This is a genomic window from Shewanella sp. (genome assembly GCF_047975355.1).
Classification (GTDB): domain Bacteria; phylum Pseudomonadota; class Gammaproteobacteria; order Enterobacterales; family Shewanellaceae; genus Shewanella.
The window spans coordinates 1-22,273 of sequence record NZ_JBKEDJ010000086.1 but is presented as its reverse complement, the minus strand read 5'-3'; the positions used below and the strand labels follow the sequence as shown (position 1 = coordinate 22,273).

23 protein-coding genes are annotated in these 22,273 nt (G+C 47.3%); 10 read left to right on the top strand and 13 right to left on the bottom strand.

Annotated features, from left to right (window positions below; genetic code table 11):
• From ACK5NH_RS19315 to ACK5NH_RS19295, 5 genes are all read right to left on the bottom strand, one after another.
• A partial coding sequence (locus ACK5NH_RS19315; RefSeq protein WP_416922693.1) for a histidine--tRNA ligase occupies positions 1-571 on the bottom strand: 571 nt, incomplete at its 3' end.
• Between the two features lie 159 nt (positions 572-730).
• Positions 731-1,846: a flavodoxin-dependent (E)-4-hydroxy-3-methylbut-2-enyl-diphosphate synthase gene (gene ispG / locus ACK5NH_RS19310; RefSeq protein ID WP_416922691.1), complete on the bottom strand. Its 1,116-nt coding sequence runs from the start codon at positions 1,844-1,846 to the stop codon at positions 731-733.
• A gap of 42 nt (positions 1,847-1,888) precedes the next feature.
• The gene (locus ACK5NH_RS19305) at positions 1,889-3,001 is read right to left on the bottom strand and encodes a RodZ domain-containing protein (RefSeq protein ID WP_416922689.1); all 1,113 of its coding nucleotides are present in this window, start codon (positions 2,999-3,001) and stop codon (positions 1,889-1,891) included.
• Positions 2,998-3,786, bottom strand: coding sequence for a type IV pilus biogenesis/stability protein PilW (pilW, locus tag ACK5NH_RS19300; RefSeq protein ID WP_416922687.1), 789 nt, complete (start codon positions 3,784-3,786; stop codon positions 2,998-3,000). The genes ACK5NH_RS19305 and pilW overlap by 4 nt, the downstream gene beginning before the upstream one ends.
• A gap of 32 nt (positions 3,787-3,818) precedes the next feature.
• Complete coding sequence (locus ACK5NH_RS19295) at positions 3,819-4,940, bottom strand: bifunctional tRNA (adenosine(37)-C2)-methyltransferase TrmG/ribosomal RNA large subunit methyltransferase RlmN (protein WP_023266487.1); 1,122 nt, start codon at positions 4,938-4,940, stop codon at positions 3,819-3,821.
• A 144-nt stretch (positions 4,941-5,084) separates the two neighbouring features.
• Here ACK5NH_RS19295 and ACK5NH_RS19290 point away from each other — a divergent pair, with 144 nt between their 5' ends.
• Positions 5,085-6,176 carry a CNNM domain-containing protein gene (locus ACK5NH_RS19290; RefSeq protein WP_416922701.1) on the top strand — a complete coding sequence of 364 codons (1,092 nt, stop codon included), beginning with the start codon at positions 5,085-5,087 and terminating at the stop codon, positions 6,174-6,176.
• Between the two features lie 97 nt (positions 6,177-6,273).
• Positions 6,274-8,025: a bifunctional metallophosphatase/5'-nucleotidase gene (locus tag ACK5NH_RS19285; RefSeq protein WP_416922685.1), complete on the top strand. Its 1,752-nt coding sequence runs from the start codon at positions 6,274-6,276 to the stop codon at positions 8,023-8,025.
• A gap of 112 nt (positions 8,026-8,137) precedes the next feature.
• Here the strand turns inward: ACK5NH_RS19285 and ACK5NH_RS19280 are convergent, their stop codons facing one another.
• Complete coding sequence (locus ACK5NH_RS19280; protein ID WP_416922699.1) at positions 8,138-9,031, bottom strand: LysR substrate-binding domain-containing protein; 894 nt, start codon at positions 9,029-9,031, stop codon at positions 8,138-8,140.
• A gap of 163 nt (positions 9,032-9,194) precedes the next feature.
• On the opposite strand from ACK5NH_RS19280, the gene ACK5NH_RS19275 reads away from it, so the two are divergent.
• The gene (locus tag ACK5NH_RS19275) at positions 9,195-9,638 is read left to right on the top strand and encodes a DoxX family protein (RefSeq protein ID WP_416922683.1); all 444 of its coding nucleotides are present in this window, start codon (positions 9,195-9,197) and stop codon (positions 9,636-9,638) included.
• A gap of 10 nt (positions 9,639-9,648) precedes the next feature.
• Positions 9,649-10,344: a pirin family protein gene (locus ACK5NH_RS19270; RefSeq protein ID WP_416922681.1), complete on the top strand. Its 696-nt coding sequence runs from the start codon at positions 9,649-9,651 to the stop codon at positions 10,342-10,344.
• 102 nt (positions 10,345-10,446) lie between these two features.
• On the opposite strand, the gene ACK5NH_RS19265 is transcribed toward ACK5NH_RS19270, so the two are convergent.
• The 5 genes from ACK5NH_RS19265 to ACK5NH_RS19245 form a co-directional block, all read right to left on the bottom strand.
• On the bottom strand, positions 10,447-10,977 hold the full coding sequence (locus ACK5NH_RS19265; RefSeq protein WP_416922679.1) for a GNAT family N-acetyltransferase: 531 nt from the start codon (positions 10,975-10,977) through the stop codon (positions 10,447-10,449).
• A gap of 63 nt (positions 10,978-11,040) precedes the next feature.
• Positions 11,041-11,562 carry a GNAT family N-acetyltransferase gene (locus tag ACK5NH_RS19260; protein ID WP_416922697.1) on the bottom strand — a complete coding sequence of 174 codons (522 nt, stop codon included), beginning with the start codon at positions 11,560-11,562 and terminating at the stop codon, positions 11,041-11,043.
• Between the two features lie 167 nt (positions 11,563-11,729).
• A complete protein-coding gene (locus tag ACK5NH_RS19255) occupies positions 11,730-12,032 on the bottom strand; it encodes an NrfJ (RefSeq protein ID WP_416922677.1) in 303 nt (100 codons plus the stop codon).
• 127 nt (positions 12,033-12,159) lie between these two features.
• Entirely contained in the window at positions 12,160-12,369 is a 210-nt protein-coding gene (locus ACK5NH_RS19250; protein WP_416922675.1) for a DUF3820 family protein, read from the bottom strand.
• A 234-nt stretch (positions 12,370-12,603) separates the two neighbouring features.
• Positions 12,604-13,068, bottom strand: coding sequence for a GNAT family N-acetyltransferase (locus ACK5NH_RS19245; RefSeq protein ID WP_416922673.1), 465 nt, complete (start codon positions 13,066-13,068; stop codon positions 12,604-12,606).
• Positions 13,069-13,598: 530 nt separating this feature from the next.
• On the opposite strand from ACK5NH_RS19245, the gene ACK5NH_RS19240 reads away from it, so the two are divergent.
• The 6 genes from ACK5NH_RS19240 to ACK5NH_RS19215 all read left to right on the top strand — a co-directional run bounded on the left by ACK5NH_RS19240 (position 13,599) and on the right by ACK5NH_RS19215 (position 19,617).
• Positions 13,599-14,381 carry an AAA family ATPase gene (locus ACK5NH_RS19240; RefSeq protein WP_416922671.1) on the top strand — a complete coding sequence of 261 codons (783 nt, stop codon included), beginning with the start codon at positions 13,599-13,601 and terminating at the stop codon, positions 14,379-14,381.
• Positions 14,341-14,775 carry a CopG family transcriptional regulator gene (locus ACK5NH_RS19235; protein ID WP_416922669.1) on the top strand — a complete coding sequence of 145 codons (435 nt, stop codon included), beginning with the start codon at positions 14,341-14,343 and terminating at the stop codon, positions 14,773-14,775. Before ACK5NH_RS19240 ends, ACK5NH_RS19235 begins: the two co-directional genes overlap by 41 nt.
• A gap of 175 nt (positions 14,776-14,950) precedes the next feature.
• Positions 14,951-16,399: an ABC transporter substrate-binding protein gene (locus tag ACK5NH_RS19230; RefSeq protein WP_416922666.1), complete on the top strand. Its 1,449-nt coding sequence runs from the start codon at positions 14,951-14,953 to the stop codon at positions 16,397-16,399.
• A complete protein-coding gene (locus ACK5NH_RS19225) occupies positions 16,396-18,132 on the top strand; it encodes a diguanylate cyclase domain-containing protein (RefSeq protein WP_416922664.1) in 1,737 nt (578 codons plus the stop codon). The genes ACK5NH_RS19230 and ACK5NH_RS19225 overlap by 4 nt, the downstream gene beginning before the upstream one ends.
• Positions 18,133-18,229: 97 nt before the next feature.
• On the top strand, positions 18,230-19,054 hold the full coding sequence (locus tag ACK5NH_RS19220; RefSeq protein WP_416922662.1) for a zinc-dependent peptidase: 825 nt from the start codon (positions 18,230-18,232) through the stop codon (positions 19,052-19,054).
• Positions 19,055-19,077: 23 nt separating this feature from the next.
• The gene (locus ACK5NH_RS19215) at positions 19,078-19,617 is read left to right on the top strand and encodes a nuclear transport factor 2 family protein (RefSeq protein WP_416922660.1); all 540 of its coding nucleotides are present in this window, start codon (positions 19,078-19,080) and stop codon (positions 19,615-19,617) included.
• A gap of 4 nt (positions 19,618-19,621) precedes the next feature.
• Here the strand turns inward: ACK5NH_RS19215 and ACK5NH_RS19210 are convergent, their stop codons facing one another.
• Together ACK5NH_RS19210 and ltaE are read right to left on the bottom strand one after the other, a co-directional pair.
• Positions 19,622-21,088 carry an HDOD domain-containing protein gene (locus ACK5NH_RS19210; protein ID WP_416922658.1) on the bottom strand — a complete coding sequence of 489 codons (1,467 nt, stop codon included), beginning with the start codon at positions 21,086-21,088 and terminating at the stop codon, positions 19,622-19,624.
• A gap of 162 nt (positions 21,089-21,250) precedes the next feature.
• Entirely contained in the window at positions 21,251-22,264 is a 1,014-nt protein-coding gene (gene ltaE / locus ACK5NH_RS19205) for a low-specificity L-threonine aldolase (RefSeq protein ID WP_416922695.1), read from the bottom strand.
• Positions 22,265-22,273 lie beyond the last annotated feature (9 nt).

The following is a 22,273-nucleotide window of genomic DNA, read 5'->3' as shown; positions in this document are numbered from 1 at the left end:
TGTCCTTGTGTTGCTCTAAGAAGGCAATCAAGGCTTCACGGTAAGCGGCGCGCTCAGCAGGGTCACCTAAGGTGTTCAGCTCAAGCGTCACATGCTCACTAATACCGAGTTTTTCCCATAGACGGGCCGATAACATCAACACTTCGGCGTCAATATCGGCGCTACCAATACCGTAGACTTCCACACCAAACTGGTGGAATTGGCGATAACGACCTTTTTGCGGACGTTCGTGGCGGAACATTGGGCCCATGTACCACAGGCGTTGTTCTTGGTTATAGAGCAGACCATGCTCATTACCGGCACGCACGGTTGAGGCGGTGCCTTCAGGACGTAGGGTTAAACTGTCACCGTTACGGTCCTCGAAGGTATACATTTCTTTTTCAACAATATCAGTCACTTCACCGATAGAGCGTTTAAAAAGATCTGTATTTTCCACTATTGGAGTGCGGATCTCACTGTAACCATAAGCAGCCACGCTTGAACGTAGTACTGCTTCCACTTTTTGCCATAGAGGACTTTGAGTTGGCAGAATGTCATTCATTCCGCGAATCGCTTGGATCTGTTTTGCCACTGTATCGACTCGTCCGATTTTCGCTAAATTAATAAAAAATGTCAGGCATTATAGGCTGTTCAACACTAAACGTAAAATGACCCCGTCGGTTTCGGGGTCTAGCTCAAGGCTTGAGTGTTTTTATAACGCTTAACCTATGGGTTGATTCGGCTGTGTCTGTTACTCAGTCGTGTCTTTCACTAGGATGCGATTGGCCATTTGGCTCGCCTTAGCGCGAATCTTCGCCTCGAGGGAATCGACTAGGTTGTCATTGTCGAAACGCTCTTTTTGACGCTCGCCTTCATCGTAGTAACCACTCTTACGATGTCCACCCGTTAAGCCTATGTGTGACACTAAGGCTTCGCCTGGGCCGTTGACCACGCAGCCGATGATAGACACATCCATCGCGGTCGTCACATCTTCAAGGCGACGTTCTAACTCGTTTACTGTGCTGATCACATCGAACTCTTGGCGCGAGCATGAAGGACAAGCAATAAAATTGATCCCACGGCTACGGATACGCAGTGACTTTAGGATATCAAAGCCTACTTTGATTTCTTCCACCGGATCGGCCGCCAAGGAAATACGCAGCGTATCACCAATGCCCTCGGCAAGCAGCATGCCTAAACCTACGGCCGACTTCACCGCACCGGCTCTGGCGCCACCCGCTTCGGTAATACCTAAATGCAGAGGCTGGCGAATTTGCTTGGCTAATAAGCGATAAGATTCCACCGCTAAGAACACATCCGATGCTTTTACGCTGACCTTAAATTGATCAAAGTTCAAACGGTCTAGAATATCCACATGGCGCATGGCCGATTCGAGCAATGCTTCTGGCGTGGGCTCTTTGTATTTGTCCATCAGATCTTTTTCTAATGAACCGCCGTTAACCCCAATACGGATAGGAATATTTTTATCGCGGGCGCACTCCACCACACTGCGGATACGCTCTTCGTTACCAATATTGCCCGGGTTGATACGCAAACAGTCCACACCATATTCGGCCACTTTTAAGGCGATACGGTAATCGAAGTGGATATCCGCAACTAAAGGCACAGAAACCGATTGCTTGATCACTTTAAAGGCTTCCGCGGCGTCCATGGTCGGCACAGAAACACGCACGATGTCGGCCCCCACTTTCTCTAAGGCGCGGATTTGGGCAACGGTCGCCTCAACATCGGTCGTCTTAGTATTGGTCATGGATTGAACTGCAATCGGCGCACCATCACCAATGGGCACATTGCCCACATAAATGCGGGTTGAAGGACGTCTCTTTATGGGGGTTTCGTTATACATACTCAATACGCTCTTTTCGGTACTCTGCGTCAGGCGCCAGACTTAAACCTGTGGGATAGTCAGACGCGCAACACGACCCTTAGGAAATTCAGCAAGACTGATGGCTTTACCATCGACCGTAAACGTGGACACGACAGTCGGAGCACCTAGGATCACTTTAAACGGAGGTACACCACTGGCTTGAATATTCGCGCCTGCACCACGGACCCCATCAACAATCGCCTTACCCTTGGCATCGACTATGTTGATCCAGCAATCGCCCGTGAGTTCAATGTTAATGCTCGACTCCCCGGCAACCACTGGCATAGTTTGCGCAGCAGTTGTACTGGTTGCAGGTACATTGGAAGCGTTTGGGGTAGGTACAGACGTTGTATTTGGAGACGGATTTTGTGCCGCAGCCGTTTGCACCGAGTCTGCTACAGCTCCTGCACTGTTGGTGCTATTAACAAGATTATTGCTAGGCTCGCCCGCATTAGCATTATCAGGCGTCTGCGCTTGCTCAGCTTCCATCGCCGTCATATCGTTCATATTCGGGTCGATAGTGTTGGCATCGGTATCTTTTACTGGGCCATCGGTCGCCATTGAGCCGTTGACCGCAATCTCACTCAAACGCGCACTCGCATCAGTTTCCGTCAGCAGAACATCGCCCGGTAGGGTTTGATTTGCCGCCGCTAACTCTTCTGCAGTCGGTTTAGAGATATCGACATGGGTTACGAGTGTGGTTCTTTGCATCCACCAAAGGACGAACAAGCCCAGTAACACTATTACAATAAAAAAGCTCAGCCACTTTAATTTAGTGTCACGAGCTTGATAGGTCGTCTTGCGGGAAAAGCTTTGCATCGTTGGCTGTGTGACTAAGGGTACCTGGCGTGCAAGGCATGCCTCAATCAGGGCGTTGTCCACCCCCAGCATGCGCGCATAATTTTTGACATATCCGCGAACATAAGTCGAAGAAGAAATATTCGAAAAATCATCGGCTTCGAGATTTTCAACAATTCCTGGGCGCAGATGTAATTTCACCGCGGTATCCGCAATGCTTAAGCCCATCTGCTCACGAGCCGTTCTGAGTACAGTGCCGAGCGTTACATCAGGCGTCGATTCAGCTTCACTCGCTGCAACAGGTTCTACTGACGCGTTTATTTCGTTATCTTTCATTGATGCAAATTAACTCTGTATTGCTTGGCTTGAGGCGATGCTGGGAATTTGGCGAGTAATAAAATGCCAAATCGCTTCATAGCAGCATCATCATTCAACGCCTGCTCAATTTTTATTCCGAGCGTTAAACTCTCTGGAGTCTGGGTTGCCACTTGGTGATAACGCGCCAATTGGTTTCGCGCATCGACATAATCACCTTTATCCACCCCAAGCTCAGCCAGCTCCAGTAAAGACACCGAGCGTCTCGGGTCATACTTTAACGCCATCTGAAAATACTGTCGTGCCTTTTCTGTTTGTCCCGCGTCTCGGCTACAAAGCCCTAAGTTCTCATAACTGGAGGCGGTACGCGTATATTTGGGCATTTCTATTGCTGCTAAAAACATCTTTTCAGCTTTGTCATATTGCTTTTGTTGGCACAAAAACACCCCAAAGTTATTCATGGAATCGCCAGAGGCGTCCTTGGTATTGATAGCGTCTTGATACGCCTGTTCGGTACGTACTAAATCGCCCACGGTTTGATAGTAATAGGCCATAGCCACATGCACATCTTCGAGCTCTGGCGCATATTCGATTGCTTTATCAAGATTGTACTTGGCTTGTTCCGAGTTACCTCGATTAAGGTAAGTTAAACCGAGCTGCATACGTTCCCGTGCGGCGGCGACTTTATCAAGTTTCCGCTCTGACACCGGAATATCAGTCCCTGTATAGGTACGCTCAGTTACGCATCCTGTCACTAATAATGACAGGGCAATTGCTAATGATAACCCTGACAATCCATGCTTCATGGGCAAGCCTATAAATCTGTGCAAACAAAGAGTTAATTCATTGTGACCGAAATCTGATTTTCTTGCATGCGTTTTTTTGCTAAACGCTTGGTTCGATCGCGAATATCTCCCGCTAACTGCCCACAGGCGGCATCAATATCATCGCCACGGGTCTTACGCACAATCACTGTTAAGCCATATTCCATCAATACCTTAGAAAAACGGTCAATGCGCGAGTTTGACGAGCGACCGTAGGGTGAACCTGGGTATGGGTTGAATGGGATCAGGTTAACCTTGCAAGGAGTATCCTTCATTAACTGTGCTAATTCATGGGCTTGTTCTGTACTGTCGTTGATGTGATCGAGCATCACATATTCCACAGTCACGCGGCCACGGTTAGCGTTAGATTTGGCGATGTAACGGCGGATCCCCGCAAGAAACTCTTGCAGCGGATACTTTTTATTCACCGGAACTAAAATATCGCGCAATTCATCGTTTGGTGCGTGAATACTCACGGCCAATGCCACATCGAGGGCATCGCCTAATTTGTCTAATGCAGGCACCACACCCGAGGTCGATAGGGTCACGCGGCGTTTTGACAAGCTAAAGCCGAAATCATCCAGCATGATATCCATCGCCGGGATCACGTTTGCAAGGTTAAGTAGTGGCTCGCCCATGCCCATCATCACCACGTTGGTGATCGGACGCTCGCCGGTTTCTTTGGCAAAACCTAAGAAGTGGGAAACACGCCAAATTTGGCCAACGATTTCAGATACGGTTAAGTTGCGGTTAAAGCCTTGCTGCGCGGTAGAGCAGAAAGTACATTCGAGGGCACAGCCGACTTGAGAAGACACACACAGGGTGGCGCGGTCATCCTCAGGAATATAAACGGTTTCGACCTCTTGGCCTTCACCGACATGAATGGCGAACTTAATAGTGCCATCGGCGGATTTTTGATAGCTCGAAATCTCTGGTGCAACAATCTCACAACGCGCCGCCAGTTTTTGGCGTAACACTTTGTTGATGTTAGTCATCTCTTCGAAGTCACTGACACCGAAATGATAGATCCACTTCATCAGCTGATCGGCACGGAAAGGCTTTTCACCCAGATCCGCAAATAATGCGCGCATCGCCTTACGATCAAGGTCTAATAAATTGATCTTTTTTTCACTCATAGGACTAACCTCAACACCAAAACCTGCAACAGGGCGGCGAATTATACAGACGCAAAAAAATTTTAGCCAGCAACTCCACTCTCCTATGATAGAATCCGCATGGGTCAATGTTGGCCTAAATTATGGAGTTGTAATACCACCTATATGTTAACCCTCATCATTATAGTGCTTGTCGCTGTCGGAGTTTCTTTTCTGTGCAGTGTATTCGAAGCTGTGTTGCTCTCGGTTACCCCTAGTTATATCGCCTCGCTCGAACAAACTGACAGTGCCGCGGCCGCCAGGTTGCGTAAACTAAAAGAAAACATCGAAGCGCCTCTCGTGTCTATTTTGACCCTCAATACCATTGCCCATACCGTCGGTGCCGCCGTTGCCGGTGCGCAAGCCGCTAAAGTGTTTGGGGATGATATGCTCGGTGTGTTCTCCGGAGTGTTAACGTTTATCATCCTATTCTTCTCAGAGATTATTCCTAAATCTGTGGGAGCCAATCACTGGCGCCGCTTAGCCCCAAGTGTATCGATTGCCATCATGTGGATGAAGCGTGTCACTAAGCCGCTCATTTGGATGTCGCAACAAGTGACTCGCCTGCTTGGTAAAGGGGAAGAAGGTCAGTACATTCGCCAAGAAATGAGCGCCATGGCCAAGATTGGTCACGAATCCGGTGAGTTAGACGAGCAAGAGTCTAAGATTTTGACCCAAATGCTCAAGGTGCGTGACGTGCCTGTGACGGCGATTATGACGCCGCGTACAGTGATGTTCTCCTTGCCGGTTTCGCTGACACAAAATGAGTTTGTGCAAGAATATCGCGACAAGCCTTTTACCCGTATTCCGGTATACGATCAGGACCACGACGACATTATCGGTTATATCACCCGTACCGATGTCTTGCTGGCAGAACGTTACACCCCTGATGCACCGATTGGTGAACTCAAGCGCAGCCTATTTGTGGTGCCCGAGACGGCTAAAATCCTGCCGTTATTCGAGCGGATGATTAAACGCAATACCCAAATTGCGATGGTGGTTGACGAATACGGCAGTAGCCAAGGTATAGTGACCCAAGAAGACATTATCGAATCACTACTTGGCTTAGAGATTGTCGATGTGAATGATCCCGCGACCGACATGCAGCAATTGGCCCGTAAACTCTGGACCAAGCGCATGAAGCAAAAAGGCATTCGTCTCTCCGATGATGGCGACTTCGAAGCCGCCGCCGAAGATGACGAGGCGCGTTCGGGTTAATGACATTATTTAGTCATTGTTAAAGTAAAGGGAGCTTGGCTCCCTTTCTTGTTTTTGGGGAGAAGGTTATAATCTCCCGCCGTAAAAGAGGTAGGTTATGACACAGGGATACACACTCTCACTCGCGCACATCAACGATACCCATTCGAATTTTGAGCCCAGCCGCGTACATTTTTCCTTCAATCTAGGGCTTAAAGCCTTAGATATCACCAGTCACAGCGGTGGCTATGCACGCCTGGGGTATCAGATTAGTCAGGCACGTGACCGAGCCGCACAAAGCCAAATGCCGTTTTTATTTTTGCATGGTGGCGACAGTTTCCAAGGCACGCTGTATTTCAGTCATTTTAAGGGTAAGGCCAACGCCCATCTGCTGAATTTACTCGCACCCGATGCCATGGTGATTGGTAATCACGATATTGATGAAGGCAATGCGCGGCTCGCCGAATTTGCCAAGCAAATCGATTTTCCGCTGCTGGCAGGCAATATGGACTTGAGCCAAGAGGATATCCGCAAGCCGGGTAACCTGCGTACAGTGGCGAATATTCTGGCCTATGATGAAAAAAACCAGCTTGCCAGCTACCTCGAAAAGCCCTTCTACGACAAAAAACTCGCTATCATCGGCATTACTCTGGATCAGATGAAAGACATCGCCAGACCCGATCCCGATACTCACTTTGTCGATGCAATTGCGACCACGGCGCGCACCGTCGCGCATCTGCATGCCAAAGGCATCAAGCACATTATCGTACTGAGTCACTTAGGTTTAGATCAGGATAAAAGGCTTGCCGAACAAGTCGATGGCATCAGCCTTATCGTCGGCGGCCATACCCATACCTTGCAGGGCAATTTTAGCGCCTTGGGGTTAAGCAATATTCCCTATGGTGAAATGGTCAATGGCACTCCAATAGTACATGCGGGGAAATACGCCGAAACCTTAGGCTTGGCCGAGATTGAATTTGATGCAGCGGGCCGCGCGATAAACCTCAAGGGTGGCAACTACTTTATGCTCGATAAGCAGTTTATGTTGAGTTCGAGTGAGCAAGTGGATAACACCGACTATCAAGCCGTGCAGCAACGCTTTAATGAGCATCCCTATGTATTGTGGGATGAAGCCGATGAAGACATTCACGGCGTGATCCACGATATCTATCGCCCCGCGATTGCTGAGATGGAAAACAAAGTCTTAGCCCTAGTGCCTAAGAATTTGGTGCATACCAGACTACCTTCTAAGGCACTGCCCCATGGCAGTGAAATCGCCCCTTGGGTGAGCCGCAGTATGTTCCAAGAGGCCAAGATTGAAGACCCTCGAATCCACTTTGCATTGCATAACGCGGGCGGAGTAAGGCAATCGGTCGCCCAAGGCAGACTCACTCTCGCCGATGTATTGGGCCAATTGCTGCCCTTCGAATTGCCATTAGTCAAATACGAAATCCAAGGTCAGTATCTGTATCAAGCGCTTGAGTCAGCGATTAACGCCGCCACCAATAACAGTGTGCGCGGCACTGGCGCAGGCAGCTTCCCCTATACCTATGGATTGCGTTATTACTACGATGGCAGACGCCCATTGGGGGAACGCTTATTTAAGCTTGAGATGATGCAGCAGGATGGCTTATCACTCTGGTATCCGGTGCAGCCCGATGCGCTCTATGTGGGTGTTTCCACTTCTTATACCGCTGCAGGGAAAGAAGGTTATCACCCACTGTTACAGGCTCGCTGGCAGGAGTCGATTGAGACGCTCACCCTACCACAAGCCTTTATTCGCTTCCTCAATCGGGCGCCCAACCCCAATTTAGCGGATTTACTCTCGCCCCATGTGCATTACACCAGTCATTTAAAGCGCTCGGTGTAAGCGCAGTCGCAAAAGCCCTTAACCCTTTCTTTAATCACAGTACTTAGCGAAAGGCTAAGCTACTGTGGTTCGAACTCAATCTACTAACAAAAAACACGCTCTCAACATGAGACTAAAACAACCAGTCACAATGGGATAAACGCTCGGCAAACCATGCCTGCGCCTTGCCTTGATTTCCCTTACGCCATGCCAGAAACACCGACTGCGCAGGCCTTGGGATATCTACCTGACAGGCGACTAATGTGCCTGAAGCGAGTTCTTCAGTAATCAAATGCTTGGGAAGATACCCCACTCCCAGTCCAAGTTGCTGCGCTTTAATCTTGGTCTGCATATTAGGCACTCGGATGACTTGGCGACTATCAAACAGTCCACTGGAGCGCTGTACAAGCGCCGTTGAGCTATCGGCCACCACCACGGAGGGAAATTGCAACAAGGCTTCAGTGGGGATTGGATGGTCAAACTGGGCTAAGGGGTGATTAGGCGCAAGGGCAAAGACAAATTCAAGCATGCCAATTTCGACTAAATGATACTGCCCCTTAGGTAACTCTCCGGTGACCCCAATGGCAATATCGGCGCGACCAGAATACAGCGCATCCCAACCACCACCCAAGGATTCCTCGGTGATATTGATGGTCACCTGTTTACCTAATTCGGTAAATTCCGCGATAAGTTTGAGCAGCGGTAAATCGGGCACTACGGTATCTATGGCTAAGGTTAACGCCGACTCCCAGCCCGTTTCGAGTTGCCGAACCGCCTCTTCAAGCCTTGAGGTGGCGGCAAGAATTTCTCGCCCTTGGCGCAAAACAAGCTGCCCCACATGCGTCAATTCGGCTCTTTTGCCCTTACGTTCAAATAATTTTACCCCTAAGTCGCTCTCTAATTTCTGCACTGTGTAGGTCAGCGCTGATGGCACCCTAAATAAGGATTCGGCCGCCGCTGAAAAACTGCCTTTTTTATCAATAGCATCTAGCACTATCAATCCATCGAGACTCATCACGGGTAACATAGCCACCTCATATTCAATTTTTTTGAAATCGATTTTGAAAATGTTCCGATTTTATTTCAATCAGGTCAAGATTAGACTTTAAACCAATGGAGAAATTAACGCTAAGTCTTCACCTCTTAACGCATTAACGCATAGTTAAAAAATTTGAAATAAGGAACATCCCATGAAAACGTTCATCACAAAATTACTGACCTCGGCCCCCAGTTTTGCCCCATTGGCACTGCGTATTCCTATCGGGATCATCCTCATGGCCCACGGCTCACAAAAACTCTTTGGCTGGTTTGGTGGCTACGGTTTAGAAGGCACAGGACAATGGATGGCCTCCATTGGCTTAACCCCAGGCTACTTAATGGCGCTGATGGCAGGCTCAAGCGAATTCTTTGGCGGCTTGCTGATCATTATCGGTTTACTGACTCGCCCTACGGCGCTGGTATTATCCTTTACCATGGTGGTCGCAATTTTCTCGGTTCACATTGGTAACGGCCTGTTCCTCAGCAATAACGGTTATGAGTTTGGCTTAGCCCTGTTAGCCGCCACTGTGTCATTGGCAGTCTCTGGTGCGGGTAAACTCAGTGCCGACAACCTGTTAGCAGCACGCTTTAAATAAGGAGAGAATGATGATACGTACACGTAAAGCACAGGACCGCGGACAGGCCGACTTAGGCTGGTTAAAGAGTCAACATACCTTCTCGTTTGCAAGCTACTACGATCCGCGGCATATGGGTGTCTCTTCCTTAAGAGTCATTAACGATGACAGAGTCGCGCCGGGTGCAGGGTTTGAAACCCATGGCCATAAAGACATGGAAATCATCAGTTATGTGATTTCAGGCACCATAGCCCACAAGGATAGCTTCGGTAATATTAAGACCTTGCCTGCAGGAGAGTTTCAGTTAATGTCCGCCGGCAAAGGGATTTATCACAGCGAATTTAATGCATCCAACACTGAACCACTGCACTTTTTGCAGATCTGGATCCAACCTGACACTTTAGGAATTGATGCAGGCTATCAGCAAAAAGCCTTCGAGCAAACGTCGGCGCTGACAGCCGTTGTTACCCCGACGGGTGAAAATGGTACCTTGAAGGTACAGCAGGATGCGACCTTGTATCGCCTTCAACTGGCTCCCAATGAACAAGTGAATATGACCCAAGTACAAGTGAATCGTCAGATTTATGTGCAACTGGTGGAAGGTTCGCTTAAGGTCAACGACCAAGTGCTCACCCCAGGTGATGGCGCACATATCACCGCCGAAGAAGCGGTTCGATTTAGTGCCGCCGACAGCTATGTCACCGCCCTAGTGTTTGACTTAGCCTGATGAATATTGTGACCAATAAAAAACCGCCAAGGTAACGAGGCGGTTTTTTATTGCAGGTGTTAAAAGTATCGCTCACTAAAATCGACATCTATTCGCGCGAATCTATGATAATGACATGATTAAACTGAAGTTCACTAACACCTGTGCCCTATCGTTTTGCTTGTCTTCGGCGGTGAGATAGCGACGTAGTTCATTGCGGCGAATACAATTAAAGCCCTGTTTCTCAAAGAAAGGACGCGCCTGATAGGAAGCCTCAACGGTCAGCCTCTTGATATTACGGCTTTTAGCTTCTTCGAGCAGGGCTAAATAGAGATGGGTCGCCACCCCAGCACGGCTGTACTCAGGGTGGACAAACAGGCAATCGACTTCGCCGACCAAACAATCGAGTTCTTTATCGGGACACAGCCTTAAGTTGGTAAAGCCAACCAACTTACTGCCCTCCTGGGCTACCCAAGTGGTAGTGTCTTCTAACTTTGCCAGCCAGTAGGCGTCGCTGCGCGCTTCACCCTGATTTTGCGCCCACGCTAAACGTTCGGTAAGCGAATAGTATTCCTGCGCGCCCTCCATCACACTGGCGTTAAATACCGCCGCCACCTGTGCCACATCCGGAGGTGAAAATAAGCGTATCTGCATTGGAGTCCACTCCTATGGGTTAACCATGACCAATGGGCACACAGGCAGTGTATTCCCATTCAGTTACAGTTTTTTAGTCATATAAAAACTCGGCAATACTTGCCCCAGTTTTTGTTGATAGCTGCGCTGCTGTTGGACAAATCCGAGCTTAATAAACAACCCGCGGGACAGATAAGAAGCATCGGCGCTCAATTGACTATAGCCTTGCTCCCTCGTCCAATGTTCTAGCTGTCGATAAGCCAGTTCCCCCAGCCCTTGCCGCTGCCAATCAGGATGAATATAGAGGCTATCTATATATCCCCTATGGCGAAAATCCGTTTCAACATTGATAAAACCTGCACAAATCTTAGATAAGCCCGCGGCATCTGTCACCAAAATAATCCAAGCTTGGGAACGACTTAAGCGTAAATGCCAATGCTGGCTCGAACGGGGTGCCTGCGACCAAGCCTGAAGCTGCGCCGCGTTATAACGCTCATGTTGTATTTGATGCACGCTGTGATGAAAGAGTTCACTCACCGCACTGGCATAGCGGCGCTGATAGGGTACGACTTCGACTTGCTTCTCGATTGGATTGGGGACGGACACTGTGTTATCGACCAAGAGGAGAGTTATCGGCTTATTTTGCCGCGATTTCGGTACGAGCGATAGCGTCAATGCTCGATAAGATTTCATACAGCTGTAAACAAAACCGCCTCGAACTAGGCGAGGCGGTTTAGGAACTCATCGCAACATTTATGTTGCGAGGACATCGATTATTTCTTCTCGATTTGACCAACAAACAATAGCTTGTCGAAGGTGCGGTTTAGGGTCTTGCTGGTGAATTGATTCATCCACATTTGCTCAACCACAGCCACTTTATCGCCTTTGCTGACTTCAGTTTGTGGACCTGCGGCCCAAAACGTGTTGTCAGCTTCTTTAATTTGTACATAGGTATAGCCGCCACCATTCATGGTATCAACAACCGTACCTTCATGGACTAGGCCTTGTGCCCAAGCACTTGACATACCTAACGCTAATGTTGCTACAGCCGCTAATTTTACCAATTTTGCCATCATGCCTTTTGTTCCTTGTGTTTTACTAATATGCGGCATTAAAACATGCCATAGGCAATAAATCGCCAATCTCTATCACGAAATACAACACTTATCGCAAAAGTAGGATTTTTATAGCTGAGTGGGGAACTCATTTCAACAGCGGTTTTAACATGGCTTCGAGGCCATTGAGTTTTACCTCATAGATAAGTGCCAGCTGCTCGCCTAATTTGCCCTGAGGAAATCCCTGTTGATGGAACCAGACTAAATAGGGTTCGGGTAATTCGAGTAAGCGGCGACCAGCATATTTGCCAAAGGGCATAACCTGATTTACAGCATCGATAAGCTGTTGTTGATCCATTGGATTACCATTTCAAACAAAAAACAGACTCAATGCGTGGATGCTACTCTATTGGCGGACAAATGCCTAAAGTTAACGACTCGAATGAATAAACACAGATTAAGCGAAGTAAATAGGTAATAAACGACTTATATCAATGATAAGGGCGTCGAGGAAAGCTTAAATGAGCGAATAATGTAGCCGCATAAACAAAAATTTCAGGATAAGCCGCCAACTTATCCTGAGTATGCAAAGCTAAAGGTACATTTTACGCATGTTTGGCCCAAGGTTGGCGCAGGGAGAATACACGAAACCATAATCGCTACAGAGCCTTTCCTCTTCGCCGTGCACATTGATACTGACGCAGGTACCAGAGGCGGCATGTTCATCAATATAAGTCATCACCCGCTCTAACATGATGTTAGCCAATCCCATATGGCGATACTCGGGCAATACAATAAAGTCTTCAATCGCCAAATGGTTAGCGCTATCACCATACACACAGGCAGTTGCGACAATTGTCGGAGTGTTTTTTTCTTGCTCACCCGTCATTCTAATCGACACCCAATATACTGGCTTTAACGGATGCCCATCTGCCATTTCAACCTCAACACCGATAGAGGGGTATCCTGCGGCATCACGTAAATTCAGCAACTCATGAAATAAAGGTGCTGTCTCGACCAACTCAAATTCAATAGGCATAAGCATTTTAATATCCATTTTGGCATCCCTTCACGAATAGTAAAAATCAGGCTGTTCAGACGGCATAATAAAAAAATCTTAGCCTATGTTAGTGGCAATTTGATGACATACAGAATCGCAACAAGACAACTTTCGACTGAAAATCATCGAACAAAGCATCACGTTTAAATAACATTTATGAATAAACATTAAAAAATATATTCACAAAAGAAATATACGAACTAAGGCTGAGAGACAGATTGCACTTAACGCTGCTAGCCACGCTTAATGAAATGCACCTGAATAATGCATAAAAACATTATAAATCATAATATTAACTTAAAAACATTCTCATCAATCTTTATTCAGCATAAGAGTCAAATTAACGGCATATGCCACTGTAACGTCAAATAACAATCGCGCGACATTTTATAAAAAAGTGTCAAAAATCAGCTAATTGACCTAGATTAACATAGGGTTTACATTCATTTATAACAACAAGGTGCGGTAAAAGCTCGACAACAAATAACAACCGCCCGAGTAATACCCTAAGCATTGAGGAATTCGTCATGATAGTGTTAGTCGGCGGCGAAAAAGGCGGCAGCGGTAAGAGTTGCCTCGCACAAAATATCGCAGTATTTCTCACCACTGAATGTGGTGCCTCAGTCATCATGGTGGATTGCGATCCACAGCGAACCACATCAGATTGGATCCAAGCCAGAAACAACAATCCAAAACTTGCCAGCATCAACTGTGTGCAGCTTTATGGCAAAATCCGTAACGATCTTCTGAGCTTAGAGCAACACTATGACTTCGTACTCGTTGATTGTGGTGGGCAGGATAACCTCGCATTAAGGGCAACTATGTCAGTGGCTTCCCATATTTTGATGCCGCTGCGACCAAAACGCCGCGACTTAAAAACCGTGAGCCATATGGATGATATCGTCGCTACCTGTAAGATGATTAATCCTAAGTTACATGCCTCTTTCGTCATCACTCAATGCCCTAACCTCCCGAATCAAGCTAACCGAATTTTAGAAGCCAAAGAAGTCTGTAAAACTTACGATATCAATGTATTAGATGCGATAACCTACAGCCGTAACATCTATGATGATAGCGAAGAGTCTGGATTATCCGTCATGGAAATCGAGCCAAAGGGCAAGGCCGCCAATGAAATCCGCGCCATTGCCTGCGAGATGTTTCAGGTTGATTGCGCCGCCTCATTAACGGCATTACTCACGCCAAGCACTTCAATGGCCGCCCCACGCAGCGCAATCAATCAACCTCAGCCAAATCACCTGAGAGGACAATATGGGACTCAGCGACCTCAAGAAAAACGCTATGCCATCTAGGGGAGGCGCTCAGCCCCTCTCCCTCGATGAGTTTATTGATGCCGCGACCCTTTATGCTATGGGAGAGACACGTCTCCCGACTACGGGTACTGCCGTTGCGGTCGAATTAGTGAAGGAAGCCCAAGTTGAAGTGACGCAGGATTCATCTAATGTGGTGACTTTACATCGGCCACAAACGTCATCAAGACTGCTAGATGCAGGTATTGAAGAGGAGCGCCCACATTACCGAAAAGCTACCTTTTCTCTCAGTGAAGCGGCGATTAGCCATTTAGCCAAACTCTCTGAAGAAAGTGATATTTCTAAATCTAAATTGATCCGCTTTTTAATTGAACAACATTATGCCTTGCCCACCGCCTTACGGCAGATGCGCGAGCAGCAAATAAAAAAATCTTAGTATCTCGCCATCTCCCACCCTTTTTCGGTGATCCAGTTATTAGATCACCGTTTTTTTTGCCTCAAAAACCTTACATAAAATAAGCCATAATTCCTCATCAAGCCTATCCTTAATATACGCTAAGTTTATTAATGCTATTTATTAGCAGGTTAACCATGTATCTAAGGAGTCATTCTTGTTAAGACCTTTATCGCTCCTATTTATTGGATTTGGATTAACGCTTGCAACACCTGCCATAGCGGAATTTTCCTTAGCACAAATTCCCCCCTTATCGAATAAAACCCCGATCACCTTAGTCGCAGAAAAAGGCTTTTGGACTGACTACCTGACACGGGAAATGCTGCCTAAATTCACAGAAAAAACCGGTGTTAAAGTCAATGTAGTCAGTACCGAACTTGAAAGTATGTTCGAGCTACAAACCCACGTATTACAGCAAGGCGAAGGGAAATATGATCTGCTGACCATGGAAGCGGGCTGGGCAAAAGAGTGGGCGGCCAACGGCTATACAGTCCCTCTGCTGGAATTAGCAAAACTCTACGATCCGGACGGTGAAAAGGCGATGGAAAGCTATCTCGAACCATACTATCTGTCGCTACTTAATATTTTGTCCTATCACGGTGAGCTACACGCCATCCCCTACAATAACTATGTGATGGGGAGTCATTACCGCGCAGATTTGTTTGAGAATAAAACTGAACAAAACCAGTTTCAGCAACGCTTTGGTTATCCACTCAAACCCGCAACAAGTTTCGATGAACTGCAGGACCAAGCAGTGTTTTTTACCCGAAAAGCGGGCGAACTGCTCGCGGGCAAGCCATTAAGCCACGACTTTTATGGCCTCGCATTAATGTCTGGCAACAAGCCCCATATTAACGATGAATTTTCGAGCATTATTTGGAGTTTAGGCGGCGCTTGGATGTGGCCCATCTATAAGCCACAAAAACAGCTAACCCATTTCGAGGTCGCTGCCGTTAATCAAGAGGCGATAAAAGCGGGGAGTATTTACCGAAAGCTGATGCCCTACGCCATTCCGGCGGATGATAAATTTGCCTTCAACGAAGCGGCTAATGCACTGGCGACAGGCCAAGTGGCAATTTGGCCCTTTGCCTACAACAATCTCTGGTCAGCCTCCTTTAAAGTCGAGACCAATGTGCCAGGTGCTCGGCTTGGTGTGGCTCAAGTGCCAGGAGGCATGCCCTATAACGGCGCCTATGCCTTTGCAGTGAGCTACGACAGTAAAAATCCGCAAGCCGCCTATTGGTTGCTCAAATACATGGGCACCTATGAAGCCCAATATGCCTACGCCCTCGGTGGGGGAAATCCCTGCAGGATGGATGTCGTCACGGCTCCCGAATTTAAACAAGCCTCAAACAGAGCCATTGCCGGCGCCTTTGAAGCGAGCCATATTGCGAACGTATTTTGGTCAACTAAAGTATTGGAAGTAGGACATTTTACCACTACCGCTATGGGGCAAATTTATCCCGAATTAAGTCATGCTTGTTATGCAGCGAGCCGACACGAAGCAAACAGTACCGATATTTTTATTGAGTTAAGCAGCAAAATTAAATACCTGCAGAATACCTATGGGGAAGTGCCTGCAATTGATAAGAAAAATAGCCAATGAGCGTTAAGCGACTCACTAGTCTAAAACAAAAGATCACGCTGGCCTTATATTTCATACTAGGCATGGCACTGCTCAATGGCATTATCGCTATCCTATTGTCACAACAGTTAAGAACCAAAATTGAGCAATTGGTCAACAGCGACGTCGTCAAAGTCACGACAGCGCTTCAATTGGCCAAAAATAGTGAAAGACTGCAAATCATCACCACCGAACTCAACCACTATGATACGGAGCAGCAGCGTCTCAGCTTACTTCAGGAGCTAACCCATCAGTGGGGACAATTGTTGCAAGACACCAAAGTCCTTTTAAGCCTTGAAAACACCCCGAATATACATCAGACACTCAATAAAACGATTGATACTCAGCTTTACTTTCAGCAGCAACTACCACTGATCAATACGTTAACCGACAGCGCATTACAAGCCAAATTACAGGCGCAAAATATTCAGACGAACCTAGCAGGAATGTCATCGGCCTTTTCCGATGAGATACAGGCGCAACTCGACCTAAGCCATAAACATAACGCTCAGCTTATTGCCCAGCACAATCTCAGCGGGATAACCCATAACCTCAATGAACAACAGAAAATCTCCGATTATTTGCTTAAAGGTGAACACCTATTTGTACTGCTCAATGAAGTCAAAAGCTCTCAAACAAGTATTGTACTCAACCAGCTACAACGGGATGCTATGCGCCTTTTCATCGAAATGGAAGCAGTCGCCGCCTCAATACCGTCAGATAATACTATTTATCTCAATTGGTTATCTCAAATAAAACAAAACATGGTAGGCAAAGACAATCTGTTTGAGCTATCCCGTAATGTCTTAAAAAGCACTCAAATTGCCAATGCACATTTTGGCTATCAAGCCAATGCGGCGCGGGAGATTGCCAGCTTTACCCAAGAGTTAGTTAACCATGTTGAAAACGAAATCCAAGTGGCAGGAACTAATCTTAACAGCGACAGCACCGCCTTCGTCATCCTGATCTTTTGTGGCGGCATAGTGTATTGCTTCTTCATCTGGGTGATCAGTTGGCATTTTATCGCCAAGGGCATTATCAAACCCGTTATCGCCACTCGGGATGCGATGAATGCCATTGCCAACGAAAAACTCGACACCGAAATGCCGATTACCGATAACTTAGAGCTACAACAGATGGTAAGCTCGTTGGAAACCTTAAAAACCTACGCAGCCCAAGTGAAAGCGATGGCGGAAACCGATGGCTTAACTGGCTGCTATAACCGCCGCTACCTCGACAGCCAAATCATGAAAGAGTTGAGTTATGCAAACGATCACAATATGCCCCTTAGCATTGTGATGTTCGATATAGATAACTTTAAAGAATTCAATGATAAATATGGTCATGTCGCGGGTGATCAGTGCTTGAAACAAGTCGTTAATGCCGCAAAATCGATTCTGCAACGCCCAACCGATATCCTCGCCCGCTACGGCGGTGAAGAATTTACCTTGTTACTGCCCTCGAGTCACTGTGAAGACGCCTATAAAATTGCCGAGCGCCTGCGCGAAACCATCATGGAATTAGCCATTCCCCACCAAAGTTCATCACACTCAGGGGTAGTGACAATCAGTTTAGGGGCCGCCTGCTGGCAACCACCACAGTCACTCGATGCCAATAAAGTTATCTCTGATGCGGACGAGGCGCTATATCAGGCCAAACAAACGGGACGCAATCGCACAATAGCCTTACGACATCCTGAATTTCGTAACCTATAAGCTCCTGTATAGGTTTATTTTTAGTCAAGGATTGAGTTCACCTCACTGAATCCCCATTAGCTAATATACCTAAGTAAAATATTGCACTGAGGAATTCATGCTCGCAGTCTTCATCATCTTAACGCTTGGTCTCGGTGCTATCGCTTGGTTGGCCTCAAGCCGCTGGCGCAAGACGCTCCATCGCCAGCGCGTGATGGCCAGTGCCTTTCCTAAGGCTTGGCGAACAATTTTGAAAAAGAAATTACCCTATTACCACGCCTTACCTGCAGATCTTCAGCTGCAACTCAAACGCCATATCCAAGTCTTTTTGGATGAGAAACGATTCGTCGGTTGCGATGGGTTACAGATAACCGATGAAATTCGTGTCACTATTGCCGCCCAAGCCTGCCTGCTACTCCTTAATCGCAACACCGATTTTTACCCCAATCTTAGGCAGATTTTGGTCTATCCCGATGCCTTTATTGTCGACAGTCAGCGCCAAGATCCCGCAGGCTTAATCTGGGAGCAACGCAATGTGCTGGCAGGAGAATCCTGGGAGCAAGGCCAAGTGATACTGTCATGGAAGAATACCTTAGAGGGCGCGGCCAATCCCCACGATGGTAATAACGTGGTGATCCACGAGTTTGCCCATCAATTAGATCAAGAAGATGGCCACGCCAATGGTGCACCGATTTTGCAGCGTCGTCAGGATTATCTGTCGTGGTCGAGCGTATTCAATCAAGCCTTTAATGAGTTAGTCCAAGCTGCCGCACTTGGCCGCCCTTCCCTATTTAATTACTATGGTGCCACCAATCCCGCGGAATTTTTTGCCGTGGTGACAGAGGTCTTTTTTGAAAAGCCAGAAGCTCTTAATCTTGAGCATCCAGCCCTTTACCGTGAGTTGAGCCATTTTTATCAACTCGATCCGATAAACTGGCACTAACTAATAACGATAAGGAACTCCCTATGACATTACTCACCCGAGCTCAACACCAATCCGATTCGACCAACACTCGGCGTAGTCTCGCTATGTTTAGCACCAGCTTATTTATGTTCGCCGTCTTGTTCTTTAGTGCACAAAACGCCAATGCGAATGAACAAACCACAGCAACACTGAGCGATGAGCAAGCGGCCGCTCAAGTACTGGATAAATTGAATCAATATTCGAGTAGTGCCGACTGGGATAAGTATTTTTCCCTCTATCGTCAGGATGGCATTTTTATTGGAACCGATGCGACAGAGCGATGGGGGATGGCCGAGTTTGAACGCTATTCACGCCCAACCAAAGGCTGGCGCTACGACTTAACCAGCCGCCATTTAGTGCAGCATGGTAATGTTATCCTGTTCAATGAACTGCTTAGCAGCCCAAGTTATGGTGTCAGCCGAGGCACTGGCACCTTAATCAAAACCAATGGCGAATGGAAAATTGCCCAATACCATTTGAGCTTTCCCATACCCAATGCGATAGCCAAACACATTACTGCTGAAATTAAAAACGCTCAGTAACTCGCTATTTTAACGACACGGTAAAACACACATTGGCCAACTGTGAGAAGTGGATAAAGGCTTGGAAATCCACTTCGCTAAAATTTCGTTGTGAAGGCCCCTTATCGGCGTAGTAAAAACCTATCACTTTACTATCAACCAACAGCGGCGCCACCAGAAACCCCGATTCAGGCAATTGAGTCTTTAATTCTTTGCATTGCTCGAGCCACTTTTTCGCATTCGGGTTATCAATCCACAGACATTCCTTATGTTCCATCGCCTGCGGGAACAGGCCCTTTTTATCGCCGAGATCGATAATAAATTGCTGCTTCATGTCCTCGGCATCTCTGCCAAGCATGATCCTAGGTTGAAGCTGTTTACGGCTGGGCGATAACAGCAAGACGCCGCAACGGTCAACCCCAACACCTTCTAAAATCCCCTCGAGCACTGTCTGCATGATTTGATTAAAATCGGCTTTGTTGATCGCAAAGGCGGTGAGTTCACGCAGCTTAGCCAATTGCACCGTTAGATTGGCCTCAAACACGGGTAGTTCTACCGTAGGAACACTAGGCTCAAGCTTATTGATGCGCTTAGGATCGGGTAGATAGTCAATCAACACTTTGGCGCCATAGGCTTCAGCCAATTTATGAGTGGCCTTGGTACAACGCTGCATTCTCAGGGTTAACTCTTTCTCATCCAGCCCGGTAAAATTAGCGGCTTGGCTGATACGCTTTTCGAGCTCGGTTTTATCTATCACTTCCTGGGAGAGGATTTCACAGAGCTTATCGGCAAGAAAAATCGAGCGAATTTCAGGACGTTGGTCGTCAGGATAATTCACTGCTTGGATCAACAACTCCCCTAAGCCCCAGTGGCGGGCAATACTTTGGGTCAGCTGCGAGAATGAGGTACCTAAGGTTTCACGTATAAGGCTGCGCTCATCGGCGAGAGTTTCGCACTCGGTTAATTGGCTGTCTAAGGTTTCGGTAAACTCGCCGCCAATACTCCAAAATGCACTCTCACCTATGTGATAAAGCAAAGAGGCGATAAAGGCTTCTTCCTGAATATCTTCATCGTAATCACTTAGCATCATCCGCGCTAACATGGCAGCTTGGAATGCCTTAGCCATTAATTTGATTAAGCGCTGGTAAACAGCGGGGGCGAGATTCTTACTCTCTAACAGGCTAGATAATAATTGGGCTGTAATACAGATATTACGTACAGCATCAAAACCCAGCACTATGGCTGCTCGGCTCACGGTCGAAATTTGGGTGCTGCCTTTATGGTAAATCGCACTATTGGCGACCCGTAAAATGCGGGACGTGAGAGCGTTATCGTGCATTACGCTTCTCCCCAGTAAGGCGAGAGACGACACGTCATCCTTAGCAAGCTTTTCTAACGTTTGGACGGTCGAACAGAGCGCAGGCATTTCCAATTCACTGATCCGTTTTGTCCAATAATCGACCCCTTTATTAGTATTATTGTTAGGTTTCAACCCTGCTCTACCTCGATGATGAGAACTTATTGTTTTTAGTATAGATAGGCTTAAAAAAATTCGCCTAGCATCTGGCTCACAATTCGACTTTTGATTTTAATCCGCAATATATCAAGCCAGATGTATAAAAAAGCCCAAGCATTCACTTGGGCTTAAAGCCGATTATGCCTGCAGATGTAATTTAAAGACTTGCAGTACTTTATCAATATCCTGACGTGACACATCTTTATGGGTCACAAAGCGTAGAGTGCGGCCTGGACTAATCAGAATGCCTCCATCACGGCAACGCTTCGCCAATGCTTTCTCATCGACATGAGGCGCAAGAGTTGCAAACACCATGTTGGTTTGAACAGAAGCAAAATCGATTTCAAACTCACTCAACTGGCTTAATTGCTGAGCAAGATACCCGGCATTATCATGATCTTCTCCAAGTCGCTCAACTTGCTCTGTGAGCGCTAATTTACCCGCCGCCGCTAATATCCCCGCCTGACGCATACCGCCACAAAGCATTTTACGCCAGCGCGTTGCCTTTTTAATCAGGCGCTCATCGCCTAGGAGCAGTGAACCGACAGGCGCACACAATCCCTTGGATAAACAGATGGATACTGAATCGAAATGTCCCGCAATATCGGCAATTCCAATCCCCTGTGCCACGGCAGCATTAGCGACCCGTGCACCATCTAAATGAATTTTTAGCCCGCGCTGAAATGCCAGCGCCTGCGCATTGGCAAGATAAGTCTGAGGTAAGACTTTACCGCCGATAGTGTTTTCCAAGCTCAATAACCGCGTGCGCGCGAAGTGAATATCATCGGGCTTGATAGCCGCTTCAATATCGGCCAATGCAATGGTGCCATCAAGTTGATTTGTGAGCGGTTGTGGCTGAATACTCCCAAGCACTGCCGCACCACCACCTTCAAATTTATAGTTATGTGCCTGCTGACCACACAGATATTCATCCCCACGTTCGCAATGCGCCATCAATGCAAGCAAATTCGCCTGAGTGCCTGATGCGGTAAAGAGCGCACTCTCGAAACCAAACATCTCAGCGGCCATATCTTGCAAACTGTTGACGGTCGGATCATCACCATAAACATCATCACCCACTTCAGCCCTCGACATGGCTAAGCGCATTGCCTCTGTTGGCTGGGTTACGGTATCACTGCGTAAATCTATCATCTTTTCCTC